The 24,296-nt window shown below is 67.0% G+C and carries 19 protein-coding genes; 10 read left to right on the forward strand and 9 right to left on the reverse strand.

Annotation, left to right across the window (positions count from 1 at the left end):
- Window positions 1-130: 130 nt before the first annotated feature.
- On the forward strand, window positions 131-556 hold the full coding sequence (locus U0042_RS23420) for a DoxX family protein (RefSeq protein ID WP_114808913.1): 426 nt from the start codon (window positions 131-133) through the stop codon (window positions 554-556).
- A gap of 151 nt (window positions 557-707) precedes the next feature.
- Here U0042_RS23420 and U0042_RS23425 read toward each other — a convergent pair whose 3' ends face one another.
- Window positions 708-1,127 (reverse strand): PaaI family thioesterase, encoded by a 420-nt coding sequence (locus U0042_RS23425; RefSeq protein WP_114808912.1) that lies wholly within the window; start codon window positions 1,125-1,127, stop codon window positions 708-710.
- A 251-nt stretch (window positions 1,128-1,378) separates the two neighbouring features.
- Here U0042_RS23425 and U0042_RS23430 point away from each other — a divergent pair, with 251 nt between their 5' ends.
- Window positions 1,379-2,011 carry a ParA family protein gene (locus U0042_RS23430; RefSeq protein ID WP_114808911.1) on the forward strand — a complete coding sequence of 211 codons (633 nt, stop codon included), beginning with the start codon at window positions 1,379-1,381 and terminating at the stop codon, window positions 2,009-2,011.
- 83 nt (window positions 2,012-2,094) lie between these two features.
- Here U0042_RS23430 and panD read toward each other — a convergent pair whose 3' ends face one another.
- The 4 genes from panD to U0042_RS23450 form a co-directional block, all read right to left on the reverse strand.
- Complete coding sequence (panD, locus tag U0042_RS23435) at window positions 2,095-2,481, reverse strand: aspartate 1-decarboxylase (RefSeq protein WP_114808910.1); 387 nt, start codon at window positions 2,479-2,481, stop codon at window positions 2,095-2,097.
- A 26-nt stretch (window positions 2,482-2,507) separates the two neighbouring features.
- Window positions 2,508-3,341: a pantoate--beta-alanine ligase gene (panC, locus tag U0042_RS23440; protein WP_114808909.1), complete on the reverse strand. Its 834-nt coding sequence runs from the start codon at window positions 3,339-3,341 to the stop codon at window positions 2,508-2,510.
- A 258-nt stretch (window positions 3,342-3,599) separates the two neighbouring features.
- A complete protein-coding gene (locus tag U0042_RS23445) occupies window positions 3,600-4,463 on the reverse strand; it encodes a segregation and condensation protein A (protein WP_114808908.1) in 864 nt (287 codons plus the stop codon).
- Complete coding sequence (locus U0042_RS23450) at window positions 4,463-4,648, reverse strand: DUF3460 family protein (protein ID WP_114808907.1); 186 nt, start codon at window positions 4,646-4,648, stop codon at window positions 4,463-4,465. The genes U0042_RS23445 and U0042_RS23450 overlap by 1 nt, the downstream gene beginning before the upstream one ends.
- 354 nt (window positions 4,649-5,002) lie before the next feature.
- Between U0042_RS23450 and U0042_RS23455 the strand changes: the two genes are divergently transcribed.
- Both U0042_RS23455 and U0042_RS23460 read left to right on the forward strand, forming a co-directional pair.
- Window positions 5,003-6,787 carry an autotransporter assembly complex protein TamA gene (locus U0042_RS23455; protein ID WP_419150536.1) on the forward strand — a complete coding sequence of 595 codons (1,785 nt, stop codon included), beginning with the start codon at window positions 5,003-5,005 and terminating at the stop codon, window positions 6,785-6,787.
- Between the two features lie 92 nt (window positions 6,788-6,879).
- Window positions 6,880-11,157, forward strand: a complete 4,278-nt coding sequence (locus U0042_RS23460; RefSeq protein ID WP_114808906.1) for a translocation/assembly module TamB domain-containing protein — start codon at window positions 6,880-6,882, stop codon at window positions 11,155-11,157.
- A gap of 52 nt (window positions 11,158-11,209) precedes the next feature.
- Here the strand turns inward: U0042_RS23460 and metG are convergent, their stop codons facing one another.
- Together metG and U0042_RS23470 are read right to left on the reverse strand one after the other, a co-directional pair.
- A complete protein-coding gene (gene metG / locus U0042_RS23465) occupies window positions 11,210-13,381 on the reverse strand; it encodes a methionine--tRNA ligase (RefSeq protein ID WP_114808905.1) in 2,172 nt (723 codons plus the stop codon).
- Window positions 13,382-13,896: 515 nt separating this feature from the next.
- Window positions 13,897-14,547 (reverse strand): OmpA family protein, encoded by a 651-nt coding sequence (locus U0042_RS23470; protein ID WP_114808904.1) that lies wholly within the window; start codon window positions 14,545-14,547, stop codon window positions 13,897-13,899.
- 324 nt (window positions 14,548-14,871) lie between these two features.
- Between U0042_RS23470 and apbC the strand changes: the two genes are divergently transcribed.
- The 5 genes from apbC (at window position 14,872) to U0042_RS23495 (ending at window position 20,675) form a co-directional block, all read left to right on the forward strand.
- Window positions 14,872-15,960 carry an iron-sulfur cluster carrier protein ApbC gene (gene apbC / locus U0042_RS23475; protein WP_114808903.1) on the forward strand — a complete coding sequence of 363 codons (1,089 nt, stop codon included), beginning with the start codon at window positions 14,872-14,874 and terminating at the stop codon, window positions 15,958-15,960.
- A gap of 141 nt (window positions 15,961-16,101) precedes the next feature.
- Entirely contained in the window at window positions 16,102-16,644 is a 543-nt protein-coding gene (locus U0042_RS23480) for a superoxide dismutase family protein (protein ID WP_114808902.1), read from the forward strand.
- Window positions 16,645-16,947: 303 nt separating this feature from the next.
- The gene (gene dcd / locus U0042_RS23485) at window positions 16,948-17,517 is read left to right on the forward strand and encodes a dCTP deaminase (protein WP_114808901.1); all 570 of its coding nucleotides are present in this window, start codon (window positions 16,948-16,950) and stop codon (window positions 17,515-17,517) included.
- Window positions 17,518-17,598: 81 nt separating this feature from the next.
- On the forward strand, window positions 17,599-19,878 hold the full coding sequence (locus U0042_RS23490) for an Orn/Lys/Arg decarboxylase N-terminal domain-containing protein (RefSeq protein ID WP_114808900.1): 2,280 nt from the start codon (window positions 17,599-17,601) through the stop codon (window positions 19,876-19,878).
- Entirely contained in the window at window positions 19,878-20,675 is a 798-nt protein-coding gene (locus tag U0042_RS23495) for a lysozyme inhibitor LprI family protein (RefSeq protein ID WP_114808899.1), read from the forward strand. The genes U0042_RS23490 and U0042_RS23495 overlap by 1 nt, the downstream gene beginning before the upstream one ends.
- Before the next feature lie 156 nt (window positions 20,676-20,831).
- Here the strand turns inward: U0042_RS23495 and argH are convergent, their stop codons facing one another.
- Both argH and U0042_RS23505 read right to left on the reverse strand, forming a co-directional pair.
- Window positions 20,832-22,241, reverse strand: coding sequence for an argininosuccinate lyase (gene argH / locus U0042_RS23500; protein ID WP_114808898.1), 1,410 nt, complete (start codon window positions 22,239-22,241; stop codon window positions 20,832-20,834).
- A gap of 165 nt (window positions 22,242-22,406) precedes the next feature.
- Window positions 22,407-23,249 (reverse strand): helix-turn-helix transcriptional regulator, encoded by an 843-nt coding sequence (locus U0042_RS23505; RefSeq protein ID WP_114808897.1) that lies wholly within the window; start codon window positions 23,247-23,249, stop codon window positions 22,407-22,409.
- A 232-nt stretch (window positions 23,250-23,481) separates the two neighbouring features.
- Between U0042_RS23505 and U0042_RS23510 the strand changes: the two genes are divergently transcribed.
- Window positions 23,482-24,243: a class I SAM-dependent methyltransferase gene (locus tag U0042_RS23510; protein ID WP_114808896.1), complete on the forward strand. Its 762-nt coding sequence runs from the start codon at window positions 23,482-23,484 to the stop codon at window positions 24,241-24,243.
- Window positions 24,244-24,296 lie beyond the last annotated feature (53 nt).

Consider the following 24,296-nt stretch of genomic DNA (forward strand, 5'->3'; position numbering starts at 1 on the left):
GGCAGGGGCTCATTCGTTCCTGTTGAGAAACAATCTGCGCCACGGCAGCGGTTTTTTGTCGCATACGGTTCGAATATAGTGCGGGACATCGACGCCGCCCTCCGGCGTCCGCCCGTCCAAAGGAACCGCCATGAACTCCACCCGTACCGCCGATGCCGCCGCGCTGATCCTGCGCCTCGCGCTCGGCGTCCTGTACCTCGCTCATTCACTGCAAAAGATTTTCGTCTTCACGCTGCCCGGCACGGCCGCGTTCTTCGTGTCGCTGGGGCTGCCGGGCTGGCTCGGCTACGTCACGGCGTTCATCGAACTGGCGGGCGGTATCGCGCTTCTCGCCGGTTTCCAGGTGCGTTGGGTCGCGCTCGTGCTGCTGCCCTTCATGCTGGGCGCGACGTCTGCGCACCTGCACAACGGCTGGGGCTTCGCGTCGCCGCACGGCGGCTGGGAATATCCGGCGTTCTGGGCCGTGACGCTCGTGGTGCAGTCGCTGCTGGGCGGCGGGCTCGCCGCGGTGTCGGGCTCGCAGGCCAAGGCGGCGCGAGGAGCCGTCGCCGCCTGACGGTTTCGATACGCCGCCGCGGCGCCGCCGCACCGCATCGAAACGCAAAACGCGAAGGCCGTGTCTCCCGCGAGGGAGCACGGCCTTCCTGTATTTCGGTCGCGCGTTCGAACGGCCCCCTTCCCCTTGCTCGATGCCGCCCGCGCGGCGGTCAGTACAGCACCATCTGCGTACAGCGGAAGAGGGCGATGGTGCGGCCGTCCGGGCCCGTCACCTTCGCGTCCCATACCTGCGTGCTGCGGCCCAGATGGGCCGCCGTGGCTTCGGCGCGGATGGTCCCCTCGGTCGCGGTGCCGAGGAAGTTGCTCTTGAGTTCGACCGTGGTGAAGTTGCGCGCGGCTTCGGGCAGATGCGCGAGGCATGCGTAGCCGCAGGCGGTGTCGGCCAGCCCGATCACGGTCGCCGCATGCAGAAAGCCGTTGGGCGCGAGCAGCTCGCCGCGCACCTCCAGTTCCGCGACGAGCCGGTCCTGCTCCACCGCGACGGTGCGCACGCCGAGCAGTTCGGGCAGCCGGCCGCGTTGCCGCTCCCGCAGAAAATCGGTGGTCATGTTCGCGCGCAGCTTGCTCATCGGGTCGTCTCCATGCTCCAGGCGGGTGGCCGGATGGTCGAATGACCGCGGCGGGGCTTCGGCGCGGCCAGTTTTGCCGATATTATCAACGGCTATACGGCAATCCGCTGCGGAATGGGCCAACGTGGGTGGCCATGCGGCAGGCGCGCGGTTTCTGGCCGCAGGCAACGTCCTACCCGACGCAGCGACGAGCCGGCGCAGGCGACGGCAAACCGGCTGGCGGTACGCCAGCCTTCTTGACGGGAGTTTTCATGACGGTGATTGTGGTGGCGAATCCCAAGGGCGGCGTGGGCAAGAGCACGCTGTCCACCAATCTGGCGGGCTATTTTGCGGCGCAAGGCGAGTGGGTGGCGCTCGCCGATCTCGACCGGCAGCAGTCGGCGCACGCGTGGCTCGACCTGCGGCCGGCGGGGTTGCCGCCCATCGAAACCTGGGAAGTGGATCTGGATGTGCCCGCGAAGCCGCCGAAGGGGCTTGAGCACGCGGTGGTGGATACGCCGGCGGGGCTGCACGGCAACCGTCTAGGCGTGGCGCTCGAACTCGCGGACAAGGTCATCGTGCCGCTGCAGCCGTCGCTCTTCGACATTCTCGCGACCCAGGACTTCCTCGAGCGGCTCGCGAAGGAAAAGGCTGTGCGCAAGGGCTCGATCCAGGTCGGCGTGGTGGGCATGCGCGTGGATGCGCGCACGCGCTCGGCGGACCAGCTGCACCGTTTCGTGGAAGGGCTCGATCTGCCCGTGCTCGGCTATCTGCGCGATACGCAGAACTACGTGCAGTTGGCGGCGCACGGCCTCACGCTGTGGGACGTTGCCAAAAGCCGTGTGGAGAAGGACCTGGAGCAGTGGCAGCCGATCCTCGAATGGGTGAACGCTGCCGGGCGCTAATCGAGGCGGCTAATCGAGGCGGCTAAGTGAGGCCGCTAATCGAAGCCAATGAGTGAGGCCACTGAGCGAAGCCGCTGATCCGCTCAGCTCCAGCTTTGCGTGGGCACGTGGTCGCGGCTGCCCTTGATGCGGTTGTGCTCGTCGACGAACACGAGATTCGGCTTCCAGCCCGCCTGGAGTTCGGCTTCGTCCACGGCCGCGAACGCCGCGATGATGACGAGGTCGCCCAATTGCGCGCGCCGCGCCGCCGACCCGTTCAGCGAAATCATGCCGCTGCCGCGCTCGCCCTTGATCGCATAGGTCGAAAAGCGCTCGCCGTTGTTGATGTTCCAGATGTCGATGCGCTCGTTTTCGACGATGTTCGCCGCTTCGAGCAGGTTTTCGTCGATGGCGCACGAACCCTCGTAGTGCAGTTCGCAATGCGTGACCACGGCGCGGTGGATCTTCGATTTGAGCATGTGGCGTTGCATGTTCGTCTCCCTGCTGCGCTGTCGCGTCAGATTTCGAGGTTGTCGATGAGGCGCGTGGCACCGAGCTTCGCGGCCGTGAGCACGACGAGCGGCGCCTCGGTATCCGCGGCGCCGGGCGGCAACAGATCGGCGCGCTTGCGCACGGCCACATAGTCCGGTTGCCAGCCGCGGCTCGCGAGCAGCGCCATCGCTTCGCGCTCGATCTGCTCGAAATCGCGCCGGCCCTCGAGGATGGCCTCGCGCACCTGCTGGAGCGTCGCCGCGAGTTGCGGCGCTTCGGCGCGCTCGACCGGCGAGAGGTAACGGTTGCGCGAACTGAGGGCGAGGCCGTCGGTGTCGCGCACGGTTTCCGCCGCGACGATGTCGACCGGCAGCGCGAACTGCTGGCACATGGCGCGCACGATCATCAGCTGCTGGTAATCCTTCTTGCCGAACACGGCCACGCGCGGCTGCACGCACGACATCAGCTTCATTACCACCGTGCAGACGCCCTCGAAGAAGCCGGGCCGGAATTCGCCTTCCAGAATGTCGCCGAGGTCGTGCGGCGGACGCACGCGGTATTCCTGCGGCTGCGGATACATGTCGCGCTCCGTGGGCGCGAACAGCACGTACACGTTTTCCTTCTGAAGCTTCTCGATGTCGTCTTGCAGCGTGCGCGGGTACTTGTCGAAGTCCTCGTTCGGGCCGAACTGCAGACGGTTCACGAAGATGCTGGCCACCACCGGATCGCCGTGCTGGCGCGCGAGGCGCATCAGCGAGAGGTGCCCTTCATGCAGGTTGCCCATGGTGGGCACGAAAGCCGTGCGGTTCTGGCCGCGCAACTGGTCGCGCAATTCCTGGATGGAGCTGATGACTTTCATGATCGGACTGAGTGGATTCGCGCGATGCGGGTCGGAACGGTGGCTGCAACGGGCGCGCCCCGTGGCGGCTCCGTGTCTGCGGGTATCGGCTCCGTGCGGCGCGCGAGGGCGGCGGGACGGCGTCCGAAGCGCCGGATTGTAGTCGATTTGCCTCTCTGACGCACCGATTCGAGGCATGCCTCGGTTCGGTGCGGCGGCGGTGCGGCACGCCGCGCCGACAGCGCTTCGAACAGGCGAAAAATCACGCCGCCGCGAGCATCAAGCCGGCAAGTACGCGAGCCGCACGTAGATGGGCGCGAACGGCTCGGCCTGCGTGATCTCGATCAGCGACTCGCGCGAAAGCTCCAGCATCGCGATGAAGTTGACCACCACCACCGGCACGCCGCGCGTCACGTCGAAGAGCTCCGAGAATTCCATGAACCGCGCGTTTTGCAGCCTGCGCAAAATCACGCTCATGTGCTCGCGCACCGAAAGTTCTTCGCGCGTGATCTTGTGGTGCTGCACGAGCTTCGCGCGCTTGATGACGTCGGCCCAGGCGGCGCGCAGGTCGTCGCTGTTCACGTCCGGAAAGCGCGGCGTGATGCTCTGCTCGATGTAGACCTCGGCGCGCAGGAAGTCGCGGCCAAGCTGTGGCAACTGGTCGAGGCGCTGCGCCGCGAGCTTCATCTGCTCGTATTCGAGCAGGCGCCGCACGAGTTCGGCGCGCGGGTCTTCGGCTTCCTCGCCCGTGTCGGCCTTCTTCACCGGCAGCAGCATGCGCGACTTGATCTCGATGAGCATGGCCGCCATCAGCAGATACTCGGCGGCAAGTTCGAGATTGGTGTGGCGCAGCTGGTCGACGTAACCGAGATACTGTGCCGTGACTTCCGCCATGGGAATGTCCAGCACGTTGAAGTTCTGCTTGCGGATCAGGTACAGCAGCAGGTCGAGCGGGCCTTCGAAGGTTTCGAGAAAGACTTCGAGGGCGTCCGGCGGAATGTACAGATCCTGCGGCACCTTGAAGAGCGGCTCGCCGTACAGACGCGCGAACGCCACGCCGTCGACGGTGTCGGGCGTGGAATCCGTAGCGGGGGTGGCGAGCGCGGCGCCTTCGTCCGGCGTGCCGCTGTCCGCGGCCGACATCAGAAGTTCTGGTAGTAGACGTACGGCGTTTGCTTCACGCGCGAGGCCTGCTGGTCGGCGCGTTCTTCGAGGTCGATGGGCTGCTTGTCCCACAGCAGTGCACGGCCGCGGCGCTGCTCTTCTTCGAGGGTGGGCTTTTGCTGCTTGAGCTGGTTCAGGAACTGGGTGATATCCGACTGATACATGGCACGTCGTCCGTCAAGTCCGTCAAAAAGGCTACCGGCGGCCCGTCGGCTCCGGCGTGGCCGGCCGCCGGTGATCCGTCGATTCTCGTGTGGCGCGTAATTTTACCGCAAGCGCCGGGCCGAGGAACAACCGGCGGGCAGGCGCGTCCAATCGCCCGCGTGCGGCGGCGCCCGGCCATGCGCGCCCGGTGTGCAGCGCGGGCCACGATGTCGGCCCATGCGCTCAACGACAGGGGCGATGTGGTCAAATACAGCACTTGTGCCCGGCATGCCCGTGGCGCCGGCGCGGCGAGCGCCGCCACTGCTTCTGCTTCAACTGAAACGAATTCAACAACGGCCGCAGGGAGGTCCCGTTTGGCGGGGTGTGCAATCGAACCGTCACGTAGGCGAAGAGCATGGACCATCGCGGCGCGGGTCGCGGCGTGCTTTGTGCTCGTGTTCTGGGGCGCGGCGCATGCGGCGTCGCGCGCGTACGACGTGGACGTGGAGGCCTCGCCGCGCTCGGTGCGCAAGCTGCTCGAAGCGCATCTCGACATCGTGCGCTTCGCAACGCGCAAGGACATCTCGGACGACCAGTTCGACTTTCTCGTCACCGCCACGCCGCAGCAGGCGCGCGACCTCGTGGCGACCGACGGCTATTTTTCGCCCGTGGTGCGCACCGACGTGCGCACGGTGGACGGCAGAAAGCGCGTCACGGTGTTCGTCGACCCCGGCGAGCAGACCACGATCTCGTCGGTTTCGCTGTCGTTCAAGGGACCTATCCTGACCGAAGACCCGGCCCAGGAGAACACGGCGCGCTTCGCGTTCTCGCTGCACGAGGGCGACGCGTTCTCGCAGTCCGGCTGGGACGACGCCAAGAAGGCCGCACTCAAGGCGTTGCAGGCGCGCCGCTACCTGGGTGCGAAGATCGCGCAGTCCGAGGCGCGCATCGATCCGCAAAAGCACGACGCGAAGCTGTCGGTCACCTTCGAGAGCGGCCCCACCTTCACGATGGGCCCGCTCGACGTGTCGGGTACGCGCCGCTATCCCGAGCAGATCGTGCGCGACGTGAACCCCGTGTCCCAGGGCGACATCTACGACGCCCAGCGCATTCGCGAACTGCAGCGCCAGTTGCAGAACACGCCGTACTACGCGAGCGTGGCCATCGACGTCGACAACGACACCAGCAAGCCGCTCGACACGCCCATTCACGTGAAGGTGAGCGAGTACCCGTACAACAGCTTTCGCGGCAGCGTCGGCTACTCCACCGATACCGGGCCGCACGTGCAGGGCTCCTATTCGTACCTCGACACGTTCGGTCGCGCGTGGCCGTTTTCCGTGGACGGCCGCATCGACCAGATCCAGCAGTACGGACAGATCGAACTCGCCATGCCGCCGGGTCCGCGCGCGTGGACCAACAGCGCGCTGGCGTCGTACACGAGCACCGACGTGTCGGACACGCACATCTACAGCGCGCGTGCCGGCTTGCAGCGCACGCGTACGTCGCAGCGCATCGACTACGGCTACTCGATCCTCTACTACCAGGACCGGCTGACGCAGAACACGGGCGCGCCCACGACGAGCCGCGCGCTCGTGCCGGCGTGGTCGTGGACGCGCCGCAACGTCGACGATCCGCTCTTTCCGCGCTCGGGCAACCTGATTCGCGCCGAGGCGGGCTTTGCCGTCAAGCACGTGCTCACCGACCAGTCGTTCATTCGCGGCTACGTGCGCGGCCAGCAATACCTGCCCATCGGCAAGTACGACCTCGTGCTCTTTCGGGCGGAGCTGGGCGGCGTGTTCACGAGCGGCAGTTCGGCGGGCATCCCGGCCTCGCTGCTGTTTCGCGCGGGCGGTTCGAACTCGGTGCGCGGCTACAGCTACCAGAGCCTCGGCCGCAACGTGGACGGCTCGATCCTGCCGACCAAATACCTGATGACGGCGTCCACGGAATACCAGCACTGGTTCAATCACGACTGGGGCGCGGCGGCGTTCTTCGACATCGGTACCGCCGCGGACTCCTGGCACGAGAAAGTGTTCTATCCGGGCGTGGGCGTGGGCGCCAGGTGGCGCAGCCCGGTGGGGCCGGTGAACGTGGACCTGGCGTACGGCATCCGCAATCACAGCGTGCGGCCGTATCTCACGCTGGGCATCGCGTTCTGATGCCGCTCATGGCGTCTGGACTTTATCGACCCGCGCATTCGGGTCTCCGATCAACCGCCATTTACTGACTGACCTTTGACCTTGCAGCGAGCATGACCACGGACCCATCCACCCATCCGCCCGCGCCTGAACCCGACGGCCCTGCGTCCGCGGGTTCCGGGGGCAACGGCGAGCCGCCGCGTCCGGGCCGCCTTGCGCGCGCCGGCAAGCTGCTGGCGTGGCTGATCGGCGTGCCCGTGGTGCTGGCCGTGCTCGTCGTGGGATTGCTGTACGGCGCGCTCACCACCGAGCGGGGCACGGCCTGGACGTGGCAGGCCGCCGTGAAGCTGCTGGGCGGCAAGCTGACCGGTCAGCTGGACGGCGGCACGCTGGCCGCCGGCGTGCGGCTGCGGCGCGTGGAATGGCGCGGCGGCGACGGCACGGACATCAAGATCGACCGCATCGCGGGCCAATGGGCGCTGTCACGGCAGCCGTGGCGCTTCACCGTCGACTACCTCCACGTGGGCACGATCGAGGCGCGCGTCGTGCCGTCGCCATCGTCCGGGCCCATCACGTTGCCGCAGGACCTGCAACTGCCGCTCGCACTCGACCTGCGCGACGTGCAGGTGGACCAGCTCGTGCTGCACGAGGGCGCATCGACCACCACCTTCTCGCGCTTCGTCTTTCACGGCCGCAGCGACGGCCGGCATCACGAGGCGTCGGTCGAACGGCTCGACACGCCGTATGGCGCGGTCACGGCGCACGCGACGCTCGACGGCAGGCGGCCGTTCGCGCTGGCGGGCGACGCCGGCTATTCGGGCAAGGTCAACGACGAAGACGTGCAGGTGCGCGCGCATCTCACGGGCACGTTGGAGTCGCTCGCGGCGGAAGTGGATGCGAGCGGGCTCAAGCTGACCGGCCACGCGCACGTGGAAGCAACGCCCTTTGCCGACGTGCCGCTCAAGCGAGCGACGGTGGCCTTCGATCACGTCAATCCGCAGGCGTTTTCGCCTTCGGCGCCGTTCGCCGATCTCGCCGTGCGTGCCGAGTTGCAGCCGGCCGCGGGAGCGGAGCAAGGGCAGGGGCAGGGCGGCGAGCCGGCGGGCGGGGCATCGCGCGTCGGTGCAAGCGGCGCTTCGGCGACGGGGGCGAGCGGTGCTTCGGCGGTGTCCGCGCGTGCTGCGTCGCGCGTGGCTGGCGCGAGCGCTGCTTCGGGTGCTGCGTCCGGTGTCGCTTCGATTGGCGGCCCCGCCACCGCTACGGGCGCCGCCGCTGCCGCTACCCCCGCACGGAAAGCCAATGCCTTCGCCGTGGCTGGCTCGGTTTCGATCACCAACGCCAAACCCGGCGCGCTCGACGCGAAACTGCTGCCGCTCATCGACGCCCGTTCGGACGTGTGGCTCGACGCCAGGACACAGCGCCTCTCCAACCTCAATGTAAGGCTCGTGAAGAACGCCACGGTGACGGGCGGCGGAACGCTCGCCGGCAAGCGCGGGCAGTTCGATCTGCGCGTGGCGGGACTGGACCTGAACGCGCTCGAAGCCGGCGTGCGGCCCACGGACCTGTCCGGGCCCATCGGCATTCGCCTCAACGACGACATCCGGACCATCACGCTCGACCTCGCCGACTCCAAGGCGGCGCTGCGCGCCCAGGGCAAGGTGACGTTCGACCCGGCCCGCACCAGCTTCAATGACGTGCGCGTGAGCGCAGGCCGCGGCCGCATCGATCTGTCCGGCGCGATCAAGCACGACGCCAGCTCCACCTGGAACCTGAAGGCGACGCTCACGGATTTCGACCCGCTCACGCTGACCTCGCAAGGCCCTTCGGCGTCCGTGCGGGGCGCAGGGAACGCGACTACCAGGGCCGCGGCAAAAGCCGGCCGAACCACGGCAAAGCCCGCCGCGCCGTCGCGCCGCATCGAGGCGCGCGTGAACGGCACGCTCGCCGCCACGGGCGTGCTCGCGCCCACCTTCACGACGCGCGCCGAATTCCACCTGGGACCGAGCGTCTACGACAACCTGCCGATGACCGGCTCGGGCACCGTGCAACTCGCCGGCTCGCGCATCCTGCCGAGCAAGGTGAATCTTTCGGTGGCGGGCAACGAGGTCGATCTGCAAGGCAGTTTCGGCGCGCGCGGCGACCGGCTGCGTTTCAAGGTCAACGCGCCGCAGCTGGAGCGCCTCGGCTTCGGCCTTGCGGGTTTCGTCTCCGCGGCCGGCGACGTCACGGGCACGTTCACGCATCCCGACGTGGCGCTCGACTACCAGGCCGACGGCGTGGTGGTGGGCTCGAACCGCATCGGTCACGCGCAGGGCCACGCCGAGATGCGCGACGGCCCTAACGGCATGCTCGCCTTCACGACCGACGCCCGCGACCTCACGACCGCGGGCGTGAACCTCTCCACGCTCACCGCGCGGCTCTCCGGCACGCGGGCGAAGCACACGCTCGAAGCCGCCGCGGTGGGCAAGATCCAGGACCAGGCCGTCGATCTGACGCTCGCCGCCAACGGCCGTCTCACGGACGCGAGCGACGGCACGCATTGGGACGGCACGGTCACGCGCCTCGCGAATCGCGGCACACCGCGGGCAAACCTCGAAGCACCGCTTGCGCTGGCGGTGGCGCCGGGCAAGGTGACGCTGGGCGCGACGCGGCTCACGCTGGAAGGCGCTTCGCTCGACCTCAAGTCGTTCGCCTACGACCACGGCCGCATCCGCTCGGCGGGAACGCTGACGGGCGTATCGCTCGCGCGCGTGCTCGAGTTGCGTCACGAGATCACGGGCGCGCCGTCGCCTACGCTGCGCACCGACCTCGTATTCGACAGCGACTGGGACTTCGCGCTCGCCGAGACGGCCACGGGCCACATTGCCGTGAAGCGCCGCTCGGGCGACATCACGCTCGAAGTGTCGCGCGGGCTCGCGCCGCTCGGCATCACGGAAATCGCGGCGCGCGCCGACTTCAGCAACGGCAATCGCGTGAACACCACGCTGCACGCGCAGGCGAGCCGTATCGGCGTGATCGACGCCAACGCCGCCACGACGCTCGTGATGCGCGACGGCGTCCTGACCGCGGACGAAACGTCGCCGCTCACGGGCGCCATCAACGCGAACGTGCCGCAGCTCAAAACCACGGGCGGACTGTTCGGCCCGGGCTACCTGCTCGACGGGCACGTCGCGTTGAAGCTCGTGCTGGCGGGTACGCTCGGCAAACCGAACGTCTCGGGGTCGCTGCTGGGCGACGGGCTTTCCGCGACGATGGTGGACCAGGGCGTGCAGTTGAAGGACGGCGTGGTCCACATCGCGCTCACGGAAAACCTGGTCGATTTCCAGCAGGTCGAATTTCACGGCGCGAGCGGTACGCTGCGCGCCACGGGGCGCGTGCGGCTGGACAGCGACGAGCCCGATCTCACGGCGAGCATCGTCGCCGACAAGCTGGAACTCTTCGCGTCGCCGGACCGGCGGCTGTCGCTTTCCGGCAGCGCGAGCGTGGCCAACGCCGGGGTCGCGGGCGGCCTTTCGATCAACGGCAAGTTCCGCGTGGATCATGCGCTTTTCGACATGCCCGAGCAGTCTGCGCCGGAACTGGGCGACGACGTCGTGATCGTGCGGCCGGACGGCACCACGCGCGGCGGCAAGCTGCCGCCGGTGGGCGGCAGCAACAAGCCGGTGGGGCGCTTTGCGCCCCGCGCCAACATCGACATCGATCTGGGCAACGACTTCCGCTTCCGCGGCGTGGGCGCGGACCTGGGGCTGCGCGGCACCATCACCGCGATGAGCGCGCCGAACCTGCCGCTGCGCGCGGTGGGCAACGTCCGCGTGACCGAGGGCTCCACCTATACGGCGTTCGGCCGCAAGCTCGCCATCGAAAACGGGTTCTTCACGTTCAACGGGCCGGTGGCGAATCCGGGCATCAACATTCTCGCGATGCGGCGTAACCAGCAGGTGGAAGCGGGCGTGCAGGTGACGGGCACGGTGCAGTCGCCGGATGTGAGGCTCGTGTCAGAGCCGAACGTGCCGGACAACGAAAAGCTCTCGTGGCTGCTGTTCGGTCACGGCACGGATCAAGGCAACAACCTCGGTCAGCAGAGCTCGATGACGACCGCGCTCGCGCTGCTGGGTAGCGCGGGCGGCAAACGCATTGCGCAGACGGTGGGGCTCGACGAAGTTTCGGTGGGACGCAGCGACGTGGGTCTGACCGACCCGCAGGTGGTGCTGGTTTCGAAGGCGATCAACGAATGGCTCGTGCTGGGCTACGAGCAGGGCTTGCAGTCCGCCGCCAACGCCATCAAGGCGACGGTGAACCTGACGCGCTACTGGTCGGTGGCGGCCTACGGCGGCACGTTCAAAGGCGTGGATCTGTTCTATACGCGGCGCTTCGACCGGATCCGGTGGTAGCGCCGCGCAGAGGGCTTTTCCCCGCCGAGGTGGGGAAAAGCCCTGACGGCCCTCAGCGCACCCGCATGCCCGGCTTCGCGCCGCTGTGCGGCTCAAGCACGTAGAGGCCCGGTTCGGCTTTCTCGTCGGCGGCGGAGGCGGCGAGCACCATGCCTTCGGAGAGCCCGAACTTCATCTTGCGCGGCGCGAGGTTGGCCACCATCACCGTGAGCTTGCCCACCAGGTCCTCGGGCTTGTAGGCCGAGCGGATGCCGGAGAACACGTTGCGCGGCTTGTCTTCGCCCACGTCGAGCGTGAGTTGCAGCAGCTTGTCTGAGCCTTCCACCGTGCGGCAATCGACGATGAGCGCCACACGCAGGTCGATCTTCGCGAAGTCGTCGATGGAGATGACGTCGGACGTTTCGTCCGCGGGCGCGTTCTTGCCGGCTTTCGCGGGCCTCGCGGCGGCCGACGTGGCTGCCTTGCCGCCGTTCGCCGCGGCAGTCGCGCTCGCTGCCGAACCTTCGGTCGGCGCCAGCGACGAACGGTTTGCTTCGAGCAGCGCCTCGATCTGCTTGGGCTCCACGCGCGTCATCAGGTGCTTGTACGCGTTGATGGGCTGCTGTGAGGAGAGCGGTACGCCGACGTCGGCCCACGTGAGCGGCGCGATCGACAGGAACGTTTCGACTCCGGCCACGAGGCCCGGCAGCACCGGCTTGAGCGCGAGCGACAGCAGCCGGAAGGCTTCGAGGCTCACGCTGCAGGTCTCGTGCAGCGCCGCGGCATTGGCCGGATCCTTGGCCTGCTCCCAGGGCTTCGCGCCGTCGACGTAGGCGTTCACCGCGTCGGCGAGTTCCATGGTGTGGCGCAGCGCGCGGCTGTACTCGCGCGCCTCGTAGTTCGCCGCGATCTGCGGGATGGCTGCGCGCAGCGTGCCCAGCAGCGGATGCTGCATGGCGCTGTCCTGCACGCGACCCTCGAAGCGCTTGATCAGGAAGCCCGCGGCGCGGCTCGCGATGTTGATGTACTTGCCCACCAGATCGCTGTTCACGCGCGCCTGGAAGTCTTCGAGGCTCAGGTCGATGTCTTCCATCGTGCTGTTGAGCTTGGCCGCGTAGTAGTAGCGCAGCCATTCGGGATTCAACCCCGTGTCGATGTAGCTCTTCGCCGTGATGAAGGTGCCGCGCGACTTCGACATCTTCGCGCCGTCCACGGTGAGAAAGCCGTGGGCGAACACGTTGGTGGGCGTGCGGTGGCCCGAGAATTCCAGCATGGCGGGCCAGAACAGCGTGTGGAAATACAGGATGTCCTTGCCGATGAAGTGGTATTGCTCGGCGGCGGAACCGGCCTTCACCCACGCGTCGAAGTCGAGCCCGAGGCGCTGCGCGAGATTGCTGAAGCTCGCGTAGTAGCCGACCGGCGCATCGAGCCAGACGTAGAAGTACTTGCCTGGCGCGCCCGGAATCTCGAAGCCGAAATAGGGTGCGTCGCGGGAAATGTCCCAGTCGGCGAGCTTCGCTTCGCCCGGCGCGCCCAGCCATTCGCGCATCTTGTTGGTGGCTTCCGGCTGCGCGAGCCCTTCCACCCAGCCGCGCAGGAAGTTTTCGCAGCGCGGATCCGACAGCCGGAAGAAGTAGTGCGTCGACGTCTTGCGCACTGGCGTGGCGCCGGAGACCACCGAATACGGATTCACGAGGTCCGTGGGCTGGTAGGTCGAACCGCACACTTCGCAGCTGTCGCCGTACTGGTCTTTCGCGCCGCACTTCGGGCACTCGCCCTTGATGAAGCGATCCGGCAGGAACATGTTCTTGACCGGGTCGTACGCCTGTTCGATCTCGCGGGCGTCGATGAGCCCCGCTTCCTTCAGCGCCAGATACACGGATTCGGAGAGCACGCGGTTCTCTTCCGAATCGGTCGTGTAGTAGTTGTCGAACGAGATGCCGAACGCGTCCATGTCGGCCTTGTGCTCCTGCCAGACACGGTCGATCAGCGCCTTCGGCGTCAAGCCCTCCTGCTCGGCGCGCAGCATGACGGGCGTGCCGTGCGTGTCGTCAGCCCCGACGTAGTAGACCTCGTGCCCGTGCATTCGCAGCGCGCGCACCCAGATGTCCGTCTGGATATATTCGACCAGGTGGCCGATATGGATCTGCCCGTTGGCATAGGGCAGGGCAGACGTGACGAGAATCTGGCGGCGGCCCGACGGCGCGCCGGCTGCTGCGGAGAGGTCGGTGACGGGTTCTGACATAGGGATAGGGGATTTCCGGTATTGCCGGTGTTGCGAAGGGGACGAAGGTTCGATTCTAGCAGGGCACAACGAGCCGACGTCCCTGGCCGGATGGGCGAGGCGGCGGTACCGGAATGCTGACGGGTTAGGAGCGCGCGGCAGGCGCAGGAGCCGGCCGCGAGCGCGGCGGCGCAAGGGGCGCGGGCAAAAAAAACCGGGGCACTGGCCCCGGAGCAACAACGACAAGAGGAGAATGGTGACGCGGCAGCATCGCAGCCACGTACCGTACAAAGAGACAGCAAACGTTGCAGAGAGTTCGCGCGGTTCCGAAAATTTTTTCGGCTGGCTGTCCGGGTGGCTGACGCGCCTCTTACGTGTGTTGCCTTCGGGCTTGCTGATCCGGCGTCCAACGCCCGCTTTCCTTGCAGTTTCCTGACGGAGCCGGGCCGCTCGCCGTCGAGACACAGGCCCGCCTCCCGCCGACCGCAGCGCGGCCGGCGGCGGATTTCGCGATCAACCCTGTCCGGGTATCCCGCTTAGCCCTGGTGTTGAGCCGTCGCGCGCAGATAGATTTCCACGCGGCGGTTCTGGGCGCGGCCCGCTTCCGTGTTGTTGTCCGCGATCGGCTGGCTTGCGCCCATGCCCGTTGCCGACAGTCGCTGTCCTGCCACGCCGTGCTGCGCGAGGTAGTTCGCGACACTTTGCGCGCGATTCACCGACAGCGTCTGGTTGTATGCCGCCTGGCCGGTGCTGTCCGTGTGGCCCACCACCTGGGCGACCACTTCCGGATTCTGGTTCAGCGTCTGCGCGACCTGGTCGAGAACCGGCGCGAACGACGGCTTGATCGCGTAGCTGTTGGTATCGAACGTGACCGAGCTCGGGATGTTGAGCTTGAGCGAGCCGTCCGGTTGTTCGGTGATCTGCGTACCGGTGCCCTTGGTCGCGCCCGAGAGCTTGTTGCGGATGGCTTGCCAGTTGTAGCCGGTGACACCGCCCGCAACCGCGCCCACGCCCGCACCGATGGCGGCACCCTTGCCGCCGCCGATCAGCGCGCCGAGCCCGGCGCCCACGCCGGCGCCCACACCCGTGCCGACAGCCGTGTTAGTTCCTTGCTGGGTTGCACAGCCGGCGACGAGCGCACCGGCAACAGCGAAAACCGACAGCCGGGTCATGATTCTTGTCTTCATTTTCTGGGTCCTTTCTTTGAATGAAACCGATCTCAGCGACGATGAGCCTGCTGGCAAGCGCCGACAGCGTAGCAGGGTCTTCGGGGCGGCGCGCCGCCCGAGCCACTACAATGGCGGCTGAAGGCGTGCACCGGGTCGGCAGGACCTGGATGCGAAGTCGCAGGACCCTGGCCGGACCGCGATGCGGACCTTGAGCTAGCAGCCGCCGAAGCGTGCCTCCGAGGTGCGATTCGCGCAATGCCGCCTAACAAACTTTTTCAAATTCCGGCTGTCGGCCAGATGATTCGATCGGGCCGCGCCACGAGTGTTCCCCACGGAGTATCAATGAGCATTGATCGGGCTTTGGTCGACGCCGCCCTCGCGGCCGTCACGGATCCCAATACGGGCCGTCCGTTTGCGGCAGCGAAGGGTTTCAGGAATGTGACCGTGGAGGGCGCAACGGTGGCGCTCGACGTGGTGCTCGGCTATCCGGCGAAGAGCCAGTACGACGCGATCCGCGCGCTGGTGGCCGGGGCGCTTGCCCAGGTGCCGGGCGTGGCCGAGGTGCGCGTCCAGGTGTCGCAGCAGATCGAGACTCACACCGTTCAACGCGGCGTCAAGCTGTTGCCCAACGTGAAGAACATCGTGGCCGTGGCCTCGGGCAAGGGCGGCGTCGGCAAGAGCACGACGGCCGTGAACCTGGCGCTCGCGCTGGCCGCCGAGGGCGCGTCGGTGGGCATTCTGGATGCCGACATCTATGGCCCGTCGTTGCCCACCATGCTCGGCATCGAGGGCCGTCCGGAGTCGCCCGATGGGCAGTCGATGAATCCGCTCGCGGGCCACGGCGTGCAGGCCAATTCGATCGGCTTTCTGATCGAGCAGGACAACCCGATGGTATGGCGCGGCCCGATGGCCACCTCGGCGCTCGAGCAGTTGCTGCGGCAGACGAACTGGCGCGATCTCGACTATCTCGTGGTGGACATGCCGCCGGGCACGGGCGACATCCAGCTCACGCTCGCGCAGCGCGTTCCGGTGACGGGCGCCGTGATCGTGACGACGCCGCAGGACATTGCCCTGCTGGACGCGAAGAAGGGCCTCAAGATGTTCGAGAAAGTGGGCATTCCGATCCTCGGCATCGTGGAGAACATGAGCACGCACATCTGCTCGAACTGCGGCCACGAAGAGCACATCTTCGGCGCGGGCGGCGGCGAGCGCATGGCGAAGGAGTACGGCGTCGATGTGCTCGGCGGCCTGCCGCTCGATATCTCGATCCGCGAGCAGGCCGACTCGGGTCAGCCTACCGTGGTGGCCGACCCGCAGGGCCGCATCGCCGGCATCTATCGCGAGATTGCGCGCAAGGTCGCGATCCACATCGCCGAGCGCGCCCGCGACATGACCTCGAAGTTTCCGAACATCGTCGTGCAGAACACCTGACGATTCGAGGACCGGCGCGCACGTGTGTACGCGTGCGCACTTGCCGATGCGTCAATCCGCGTGGGTGTCGCGGTATCATGTGGGCTTCGTCAGGTCCGGTCCGGCGCCGCAGGGGCGGTGCCGCGCCGACAAGAGGATCGCATGAAGAAACGACTCGACGGGCAGGCGGTGCGCGCATTCACACTCATCGTCCTGGCTGCGGGCAGCCTGCTTCTCGCCGCCTGCAGCGTGTTCCTGAGACCACAGGAAAAGCGCGCCGACGCGCAGTTGCTCCCCACCGTGGCCAACCAGGTCCGCGGTACCGTCACATTCCTCGAACACTCGGACGGCGTTCAGGTCACCTACAACCTGGCAGGCCTGCCGCCCAACAGCGACCACGCGCTTCAGGTGCACGAGCGCGGCGACTGCAATGCCGCGGACGGATCGAGCGCCGGTCCCGTGTTCGCGCCCGCCGCCGAGCGGCTGAAGAGCGGTACGCGCGTGGAGGGCGACCTCGGCAACATTCACGCCGATGCCAATGGCGTGGCCACGGGTTTCATCGTGGCGCCGGACGTTTCGCTCGACGGCATCCGCTCCGTGTTGCAGCGCTCGGTGCTGGTTCATCGCGACGCGGGCGACCCCTACGCGTTTCCGCAGCACGGAGCCGGTCCGGCGCTTGCCTGCGGGGTCATCCGCCAGCAATGACGTTGCTGCATCGCGCGCAGTGCGGGGCGTATGGTGCAGCGCCGCAGCTTGCGCCCCGCGCTCGCGGCCGGCCGTTTGCCCTTTTCCGTTTGTCTGTGCTTTCGGCCCCGTGCTTCGCAGTGATGGCCGTGCCGGCCGGGGCATCCGGGTGTTCCCGGCAGCGTCACCCATATCGCGTAAAATAAGCGGCTTTCGTCGGCGGGCACTGAACAGCCCGGCGCCCGTGAGCGCCTGCGATGCGCCTGTGCGCGCCGCCGTATGCCGATCCGCCTTCCATCCTAATTCGTGGCGTAGCGTCCCAATATGAGCATCAAATCCGACAAGTGGATTCGGCGCATGGCCGAACAGCACAAGATGATCGAGCCGTTCGTGCCGGACCAGGTCCGCGCGTCGCAGGACGGCCGCAAGATCGTGAGCTACGGTACGTCGAGCTACGGCTACGACATCCGCTGCGCGGACGAATTCAAGATATTCACGAACATCAACTCGACCATCGTCGACCCGAAGAATTTCGATGAAAAGTCGTTCGTCGACTTCAAGGGCGACGTCTGCATCATCCCGCCCAATTCGTTTGCGCTTGCCCGCACGGTGGAGTACTTCCGCATTCCGCGCAACGTGCTGACCGTGTGCCTCGGCAAGTCCACCTACGCGCGCTGCGGGATCATCGTGAACGTGACGCCGTTCGAGCCTGAGTGGGAAGGCTACGTCACGCTCGAATTCTCGAATACGACACCTTTGCCTGCCAAAATCTACGCGAACGAGGGCGTCGCGCAGGTGCTCTTTTTCGAAAGCGACGAGGTCTGCGAGGTGTCGTACGCGGACCGCGGCGGCAAATATCAAGGCCAGCACGGCGTGACGTTGCCCAAGACGTAACGGTTGCGCGCTGACTCACCGGCTTGACGGGTGGCCGCTGCGCAACACGGGCAGCGGTCGTTCTTTTTGGAGAATCGCCCCATGAAGTTTCGTTTTCCTGTCGTCATCATCGACGAAGATTTCCGCTCCGAGAACATCTCGGGCTCCGGCATACGGGCGCTTGCCGAAGCCATCGAGAAAGAGGGCGTGGAGGTGCTCGGGCTCACGAGCTACGGCGATCTCACTTCGTTCGCCCAGCAGTCGAGCCGTGCGTCGTGCTTCATCCTCTCGATCGACGACGACGAACTGATGCTCGGCGAAACAGGTCCGGACGGCGAGCTGCCGGAACTCGCCACGGCCATCATCGAGCTGCGCGCGTTCGTGACCGAAGTGCGCCGCCGCAACGCCGACATTCCGATCTTCCTGTACGGCGAGACGCGCACCTCGCGCCACTTGCCGAACGACATCCTGCGCGAGCTGCATGGCTTCATCCACATGTTCGAGGACACGCCGGAGTTCGTCGCGCGCCACATCATCCGCGAAGCGAAGGTCTATCTCGATTCGCTCGCGCCGCCGTTCTTCAAGGAACTGGTGAAGTACGCGGACGAAGGCTCGTACTCGTGGCACTGCCCGGGTCACTCGGGCGGCGTCGCGTTTCTCAAGAGCCCGCTTGGCCAGATGTTCCACCAGTTCTTCGGCGAGAACATGCTGCGCGCCGACGTCTGCAACGCCGTGGACGAACTGGGCCAGCTGCTCGATCACATCGGCCCTGTTGCGGCCTCCGAACGCAACGCCGCGCGCATCTTCAGCGCCGACCACCTGTTCTTCGTGACCAATGGCACGTCGACCTCGAACAAGATCGTCTGGCACGCCACGGTCGCGCCGGGCGACATCGTGCTGGTGGACCGCAACTGCCACAAGTCGATCCTGCACGCCATCATGATGACGGGCTCGATTCCGGTGTTCCTCACGCCCACGCGCAACAACTTCGGCATCATCGGTCCGATTCCGCGCGACGAGTTCAAGCCGGAGAACATTCGCCGCAAGATCGAGGCGAACCCGTTCGCGCGCGAGGCGCTCGCGAAGAACCCGAATCTCAAGCCGCGCATCCTGACCATCACGCAGAGCACCTACGACGGCGTGATCTACAACGTCGAGATGATCAAAGACCTGCTCGGCGACCTGCTCGATACGCTGCACTTCGACGAAGCCTGGCTGCCGCACGCCGAGTTCCACCCGTTCTATCAGGACATGCACGCCATCGGCGCGGGGCGTCCGCGCACGGGCGCGCTCGTGTTCGCCACGCATTCCACGCACAAGCTGCTCGCGGGCATCTCGCAGGCATCGCAGATCGTCGTGCAGGACTCCGAGAACAGTACGTTCGACCGCCATCGCTTCAACGAGGCGTATCTCATGCACACGTCCACGAGCCCGCAGTACGCGATCATCGCGTCGTGCGACGTGGCCGCCGCGATGATGGAGCCGCCGGGCGGCACGGCGCTCGTCGAGGAATCGATCGCCGAGGCGCTCGATTTCCGCCGCGCCATGCGCAAGGTCGACGCCGAGTACGGCGACGACTGGTTCTTCAAGGTATGGGGTCCTGAAGAACTGGCCGAAGAAGGCATCGGTTCGCGCGACGACTGGATGCTGCGCCCGAACGACCGCTGGCACGGCTTCGGCGCGCTGGCCGAAGGTTTCAACATGCTCGACCCCATCAAGGCGACCATCATCACGCCGGGGCTCGACGTGGACGGCGAGTTCGGCGAGAACGGCATTCCCGCCGCCATCGTCACGCGCTACCTCGCGGAGCACGGCATCATCGTCGAGAAGACGGGGCTCTACTCGTTCTTCATCATGTTCACCATCGGCATCACCAAGGGCCGCTGGAACTCGATGGTGACGGAGCTTCAGCAGTTCAAGGACGACTACGACAACAACCAGCCGCTGTGGCGCGTGCTGCCCGAGTTCGTGGCGCTGCATCCCGCGTACGAGCGCATCGGTCTGCGCGACCTGTGCGAGCAGATTCACAGCGTGTACCGCGCGAACGACATCGCGCGCCTCACGACCGAGATGTATCTCTCGAACATGGAGCCCGCGATGAAGCCTTCGGACGCGTTCGCGAAGCTCGCGCACCGCGAGGTGGACCGTGTGCCCATCGATCAGCTCGAAGGCCGCGTCACCACCGTGCTGCTCACGCCGTATCCGCCGGGCATTCCGCTCCTCATTCCGGGCGAACGCTTCAATCGCACGATCGTCGAGTACCTGCGCTTTGCGCGCGAGTTCAACGAGCGCTTCCCGGGCTTCCATACGGATATCCACGGGCTGGTCGGCGAGATGATCAACGGCCGCATCGAGTACTTCGTGGATTGCGTGCGCGACTGATGGCCGAGCGGAAACACATCGGCGGCGCAACGGCAGACCGCCTGTTCGAGGCGGCCCGGCAGCTTGCCCGCGACGCGCGCCGGCGCGCGAGGCCGGTCGCGGCTGCGGTGGCCGGCGGTATCGCGCTTGCTGCCGCGCTGATTCTGCCGCTCGCGGGATCGATCGGCACGGCCCAAGCCGAAGTCGCCGCGGCCGATCCCATCGATGCAGCCATGCGCGCGTGTTCGGCGCGCGCCGACATGTCGTCGACCTCGGGGCAGGTGCAGTGCATGGACACGGCTCGCGCCGCATGGAAAGGCGCCACCGACATCGCGTACCGGCAACTGATGACCAGGGGTTCCGACGCGCGGCGCAAGGGCTGGGAAGAGAGCCAGAAGCGCTGGAGCGCCTGGCGTGATGCGGAACGGCCGCTGTTGCAGGCGGTATTCGCGACGACGCACGGCACGGCCTACGTGCTTTCGCAAGCCGACATGGAACTGCAACCGGTGCGCGATCGCGCGTTGATGCTGCGCGCGGAAGCCGCGAGAACGGATGCTGTGAACACGCCGCCGGGCTCGCCGGGCTGCGGTGGCGACGCGCAGTGCGAACACGCGGAGTTCGACCTGAATCGCTACTATCGCCGGCTCTACGTGCGTATGCCGGCGCGTTCGCGCGCAGTGCTCGTGCGCGCCGAGCGTGCGTGGCTCGCGTATCGCGACGCCACGACACCGCTTGTCGATGCACGCAGCCGGCTCGACTTGATCGGCGCACGGGTGGCCACGCTCAAGCGATTGTCGGAGACGGTGGGCAACGATTGATTTCTGGTAGCGGGGCGTGACGCCCACAATGCGTCCGTCCATGTGAAAAGGGCGAAGGTGCTGCGTTCGCAGTCCTTCGCCCTTTTCGTTGGCGCGTTTCAGCTTGAGCGCGGCTCGTTCAGCTTCGTGCGCGGCGCGTGACGGGTCTTCTCAACCTCACTTCCCAAGCGCTGCCCGCGCGGCCTTCGCCGCCGCCAGCACCTGCGCCGGTGCCGTGCCGCCCGGGTGATTGCGGCTTGCCACCGACCCTTCCAGCGTCAGCACGTCGAACACGTCTTCGCTCAGCAGATGCGCGACCGCCGGAAGCTCGCGGCGCATGTCGTCGAGCGACAGATCCGCCAGGTCGCAGTTGCGGTCCACGCAGATGCGCACTGCATGCGCGACGGCCTCGTGCGCGTCGCGGAACGGCAGGCCGCGCTTGACGAGGTAGTCGGCGAGATCGGTGGCCGTGGAAAAGCCTTGCAGTGCCGCGGCGCGCATCGCTTCGGGGCGTACGCGAATGCCCGCGGCCATTTCCGAGAAGATGCGCAGCGTGTCGGCCACCGTGTCCACGGTGTCGAAGAGCGGTTCCTTGTCTTCCTGGTTGTCCTTGTTGTACGCGAGCGGCTGCCCCTTCATGAGCGTGAGCAGCGCCATCAGGTGCCCGTTCACGCGGCCGGTCTTGCCGCGCGCCAGTTCCGGCACGTCGGGGTTCTTCTTCTGCGGCATGATCGACGAGCCCGTGCAGAAGCGGTCGGCCAGATCGATGAAGCCCACGCGCGGGCTCATCCAGAGCACGAGTTCTTCCGAGAAGCGCGAGACGTGCGTCATCACGAGCGCCGCGGCCGCGGTGAATTCAATCGCGAAGTCGCGGTCCGAAACGGCATCCAGCGAATTCGCGCAGATGCCGTCGAAGCCGAGCGTCTTCGCCACCGCGTGACGGTCGATCGGATAGCTCGTGCCGGCGAGCGCCGCCGCGCCCAGCGGCAGACGGTTCACACGCGTGCGGCAGTCGCGCATGCGCTCGGCGTCGCGCGAGAACATCTCGACGTAGGCGAGCAGGTGATGGCCGAACGTGACGGGCTGCGCGACCTGCAGGTGCGTGAAGCCCGGCATGATGGTGGCCGCGTGCTGCTCCGCGAGGTCGATGAGCGCGGTGCGCAGATCGGTGAGCAGGCCGCCGATGCGATCGATCTCGCCGCGCAGCCACAGGCGGATGTCGGTGGCGACCTGGTCGTTGCGCGAGCGGCCCGTGTGCAGCCGCTTGCCCGCGTCGCCGATCAGCGCTGTGAGACGCGCCTCGATGTTCAGGTGCACGTCCTCGAGATCGAGCTGCCATTCGAACTCGCCGCGTTCGATTTCGCCCTTGATCTGCGCCATGCCGCGCTGGATGGCGGCGAGGTCGTCGGCGCCGATGATGCCTTGCGCGGCGAGCATCGACGCATGCGCGAGCGACCCTTCGATGTCGACGAGCGCCAGCCGCTTGTCGAAGAAGACCGACGACGTGTAGCGCTTGACGAGCTCCGACATCGGCTCCGAGAAGCGAGCCGACCAGGCTTCGCCTTTTTTGTGCAGTTGGGACGTCATGATGTTGGCAGTGAACGTGCGGTGCGAGGCCGCGTACAGGGAAAGCTCGCCGCGATGGCGCGGTGCTGCGGTGCAGGCCGCGGCGCGAGGAAGTCGCCGATTTTAACATCGCGCGCCGCAACGGCCGCCGGCCTGCCGCGCACGCGTGCCGCGCCCGGCGTCGGGTCAACGCGGCCCGCGCGGCCCGCGCGCGACGAGCACCACGAGCTTCAGGTCTTCGCGTTGGGCAGGCTTGAACGTGATCTGGTCGTACGCGAGCCGCCCTTCGCGCGGATGGTTGAATTCGCGCAGGCCGCCTTCGCGCTCGCCCACGTCCTGCGACGCCCAGAAGCGCGCGAAGTCGTCGCTTGCCGAGGCGAGGGCGTCGATCAGTGCGCGCGTGGGCGCGTCGTTGAGGTGGCGGATAGAGTCGGCGCGAAACTCCGCCACGAGCCGCCGTGCGCGCGTTTCCCAGTCGACGATCAACTCGCGCGCAAGCGGCTGCGTGAACGTGAAGCGCAGCAGGTTGCGCGTTTGAGCATCGCTCGTGCCTTCGTCGAGCCAGCCCACGAACAGGTCCGCGGCCTGGCGGTTCCAGGCGAGCGCATTCCACTGCCGGTCCAGCACGTAGGCCGGCGAATCCACGAGCTTCACGGTTTCGATGAGCGCCGCGGGCGCGTCGCTCGCGGCCGGGTCGGGCTCGGCGGGGTCGCGCTGCGCGGCCAGCTCGAACAGATAGGCGCGCTCCGCGCGCGAGAGTTGCAACGCGACGGCGATGCGCGCGAGCGCGTCAGCGGAGGCCGACACCGGCCGGCCCTGCTCGATCCAGGTATACCAGGTGGGGCTCACGCCGCACAGCTGCGCCACTTCCTCGCGGCGAAGGCCGGGCGTGCGCCGGCGCGGACCGGGCGGCAAGCCCACCGCGTTCGGCGAAAGCCGTTCGCGGTGGGCGCGGATGAATTCGCCGAGCGCGCGCGCGGGCGTGGGGTCGAGCGTCTTGGCCGTGGAGGACGAATGTGAGAGGTTCATCGCAGGCAGCGGGCAGGTACGTACAGCGGTGATCGAACGTATGACGGGTGCTGGAGATACCAGAATAACTGCTTAACTTGTACTGGTACCGGGCGGCGCCTATTGTAGCGGCAGATGACGCCTGCGGCGCCTGAAATGACCAGGGATTGCATCCCGCGCGCGTTCATCCGTGAAAAGAAGCCGTTCTCACACCTACCCTCCCGGACAGCCAACCCGGGCCAAGGAGCATTCGATGAAGCATCACGACCAGGTGGCCGATGCGTTCGGCTCGACCGCCGCCGCTTATCTCACGAGCCACGTGCATGCGACGGGCGCCGATCTGGACACGCTCGCCGCGACCTTCAAGGCCACCTGCGGCGGGGCCACCGTGCTGGACATGGGTTGCGGCGCGGGCCACGCGAGCTTCGCGGTGGCGCCCTACGTGCGCGAAGTCGTCGCCTACGACATCGCGCCGCCCATGCTGGCCACCGTCGCGGCAGCGGCGAAGGAGCGCGGGCTGGCCACCGTGCGCGTGCAGCAGGGTGCGGCGGAGAGCCTGCCGTTTGCGGACGCATCGTTCGACTGGGCCATCAGCCGGCTGAGCGCCCACCACTGGCGCGACGTGCCGAAGGCGCTGGCCGAGGTGCATCGCGTGCTGAAGCCGGGCGGGCGCGTGCTGTTCATCGACGTGGCGGGCGCGGACGATCCTCTCTTCGATACGCATTTCCAGGCCGCCGAAGTGTTGCGCGACGGCTCGCATATCCGCAATTACCGCGCGGACGAATGGCTCGCCTTTTTCCACGATGCGGGCTTCGAGGCGACGGTCCGCGAACGCTGGCGTATTCCCATCGAATTCGCGACGTGGATTGCGCGCATGCGCACGCCCGAAGTACGGGCCGAGGCCATCCGTTCGCTGTGGACCCACGCGCCCGACGAAGTACGTCAGTACTTCGAGGTGCAGGAGGACGGCTCGTTCAAGCTCGACGCGTTGATGATCGAGGCGCGCAGGCAGTAAAAAGGCGCGTCAGAGGCGGACCGGAGGTGGACTAGAGGTGGACCAAACGCAGC

Origin of the sequence: Paraburkholderia kururiensis (assembly GCF_034424375.1) — a bacterium.
In the GTDB taxonomy this organism is placed as follows: Bacteria; Pseudomonadota; Gammaproteobacteria; order Burkholderiales; family Burkholderiaceae; genus Paraburkholderia; species Paraburkholderia kururiensis_A.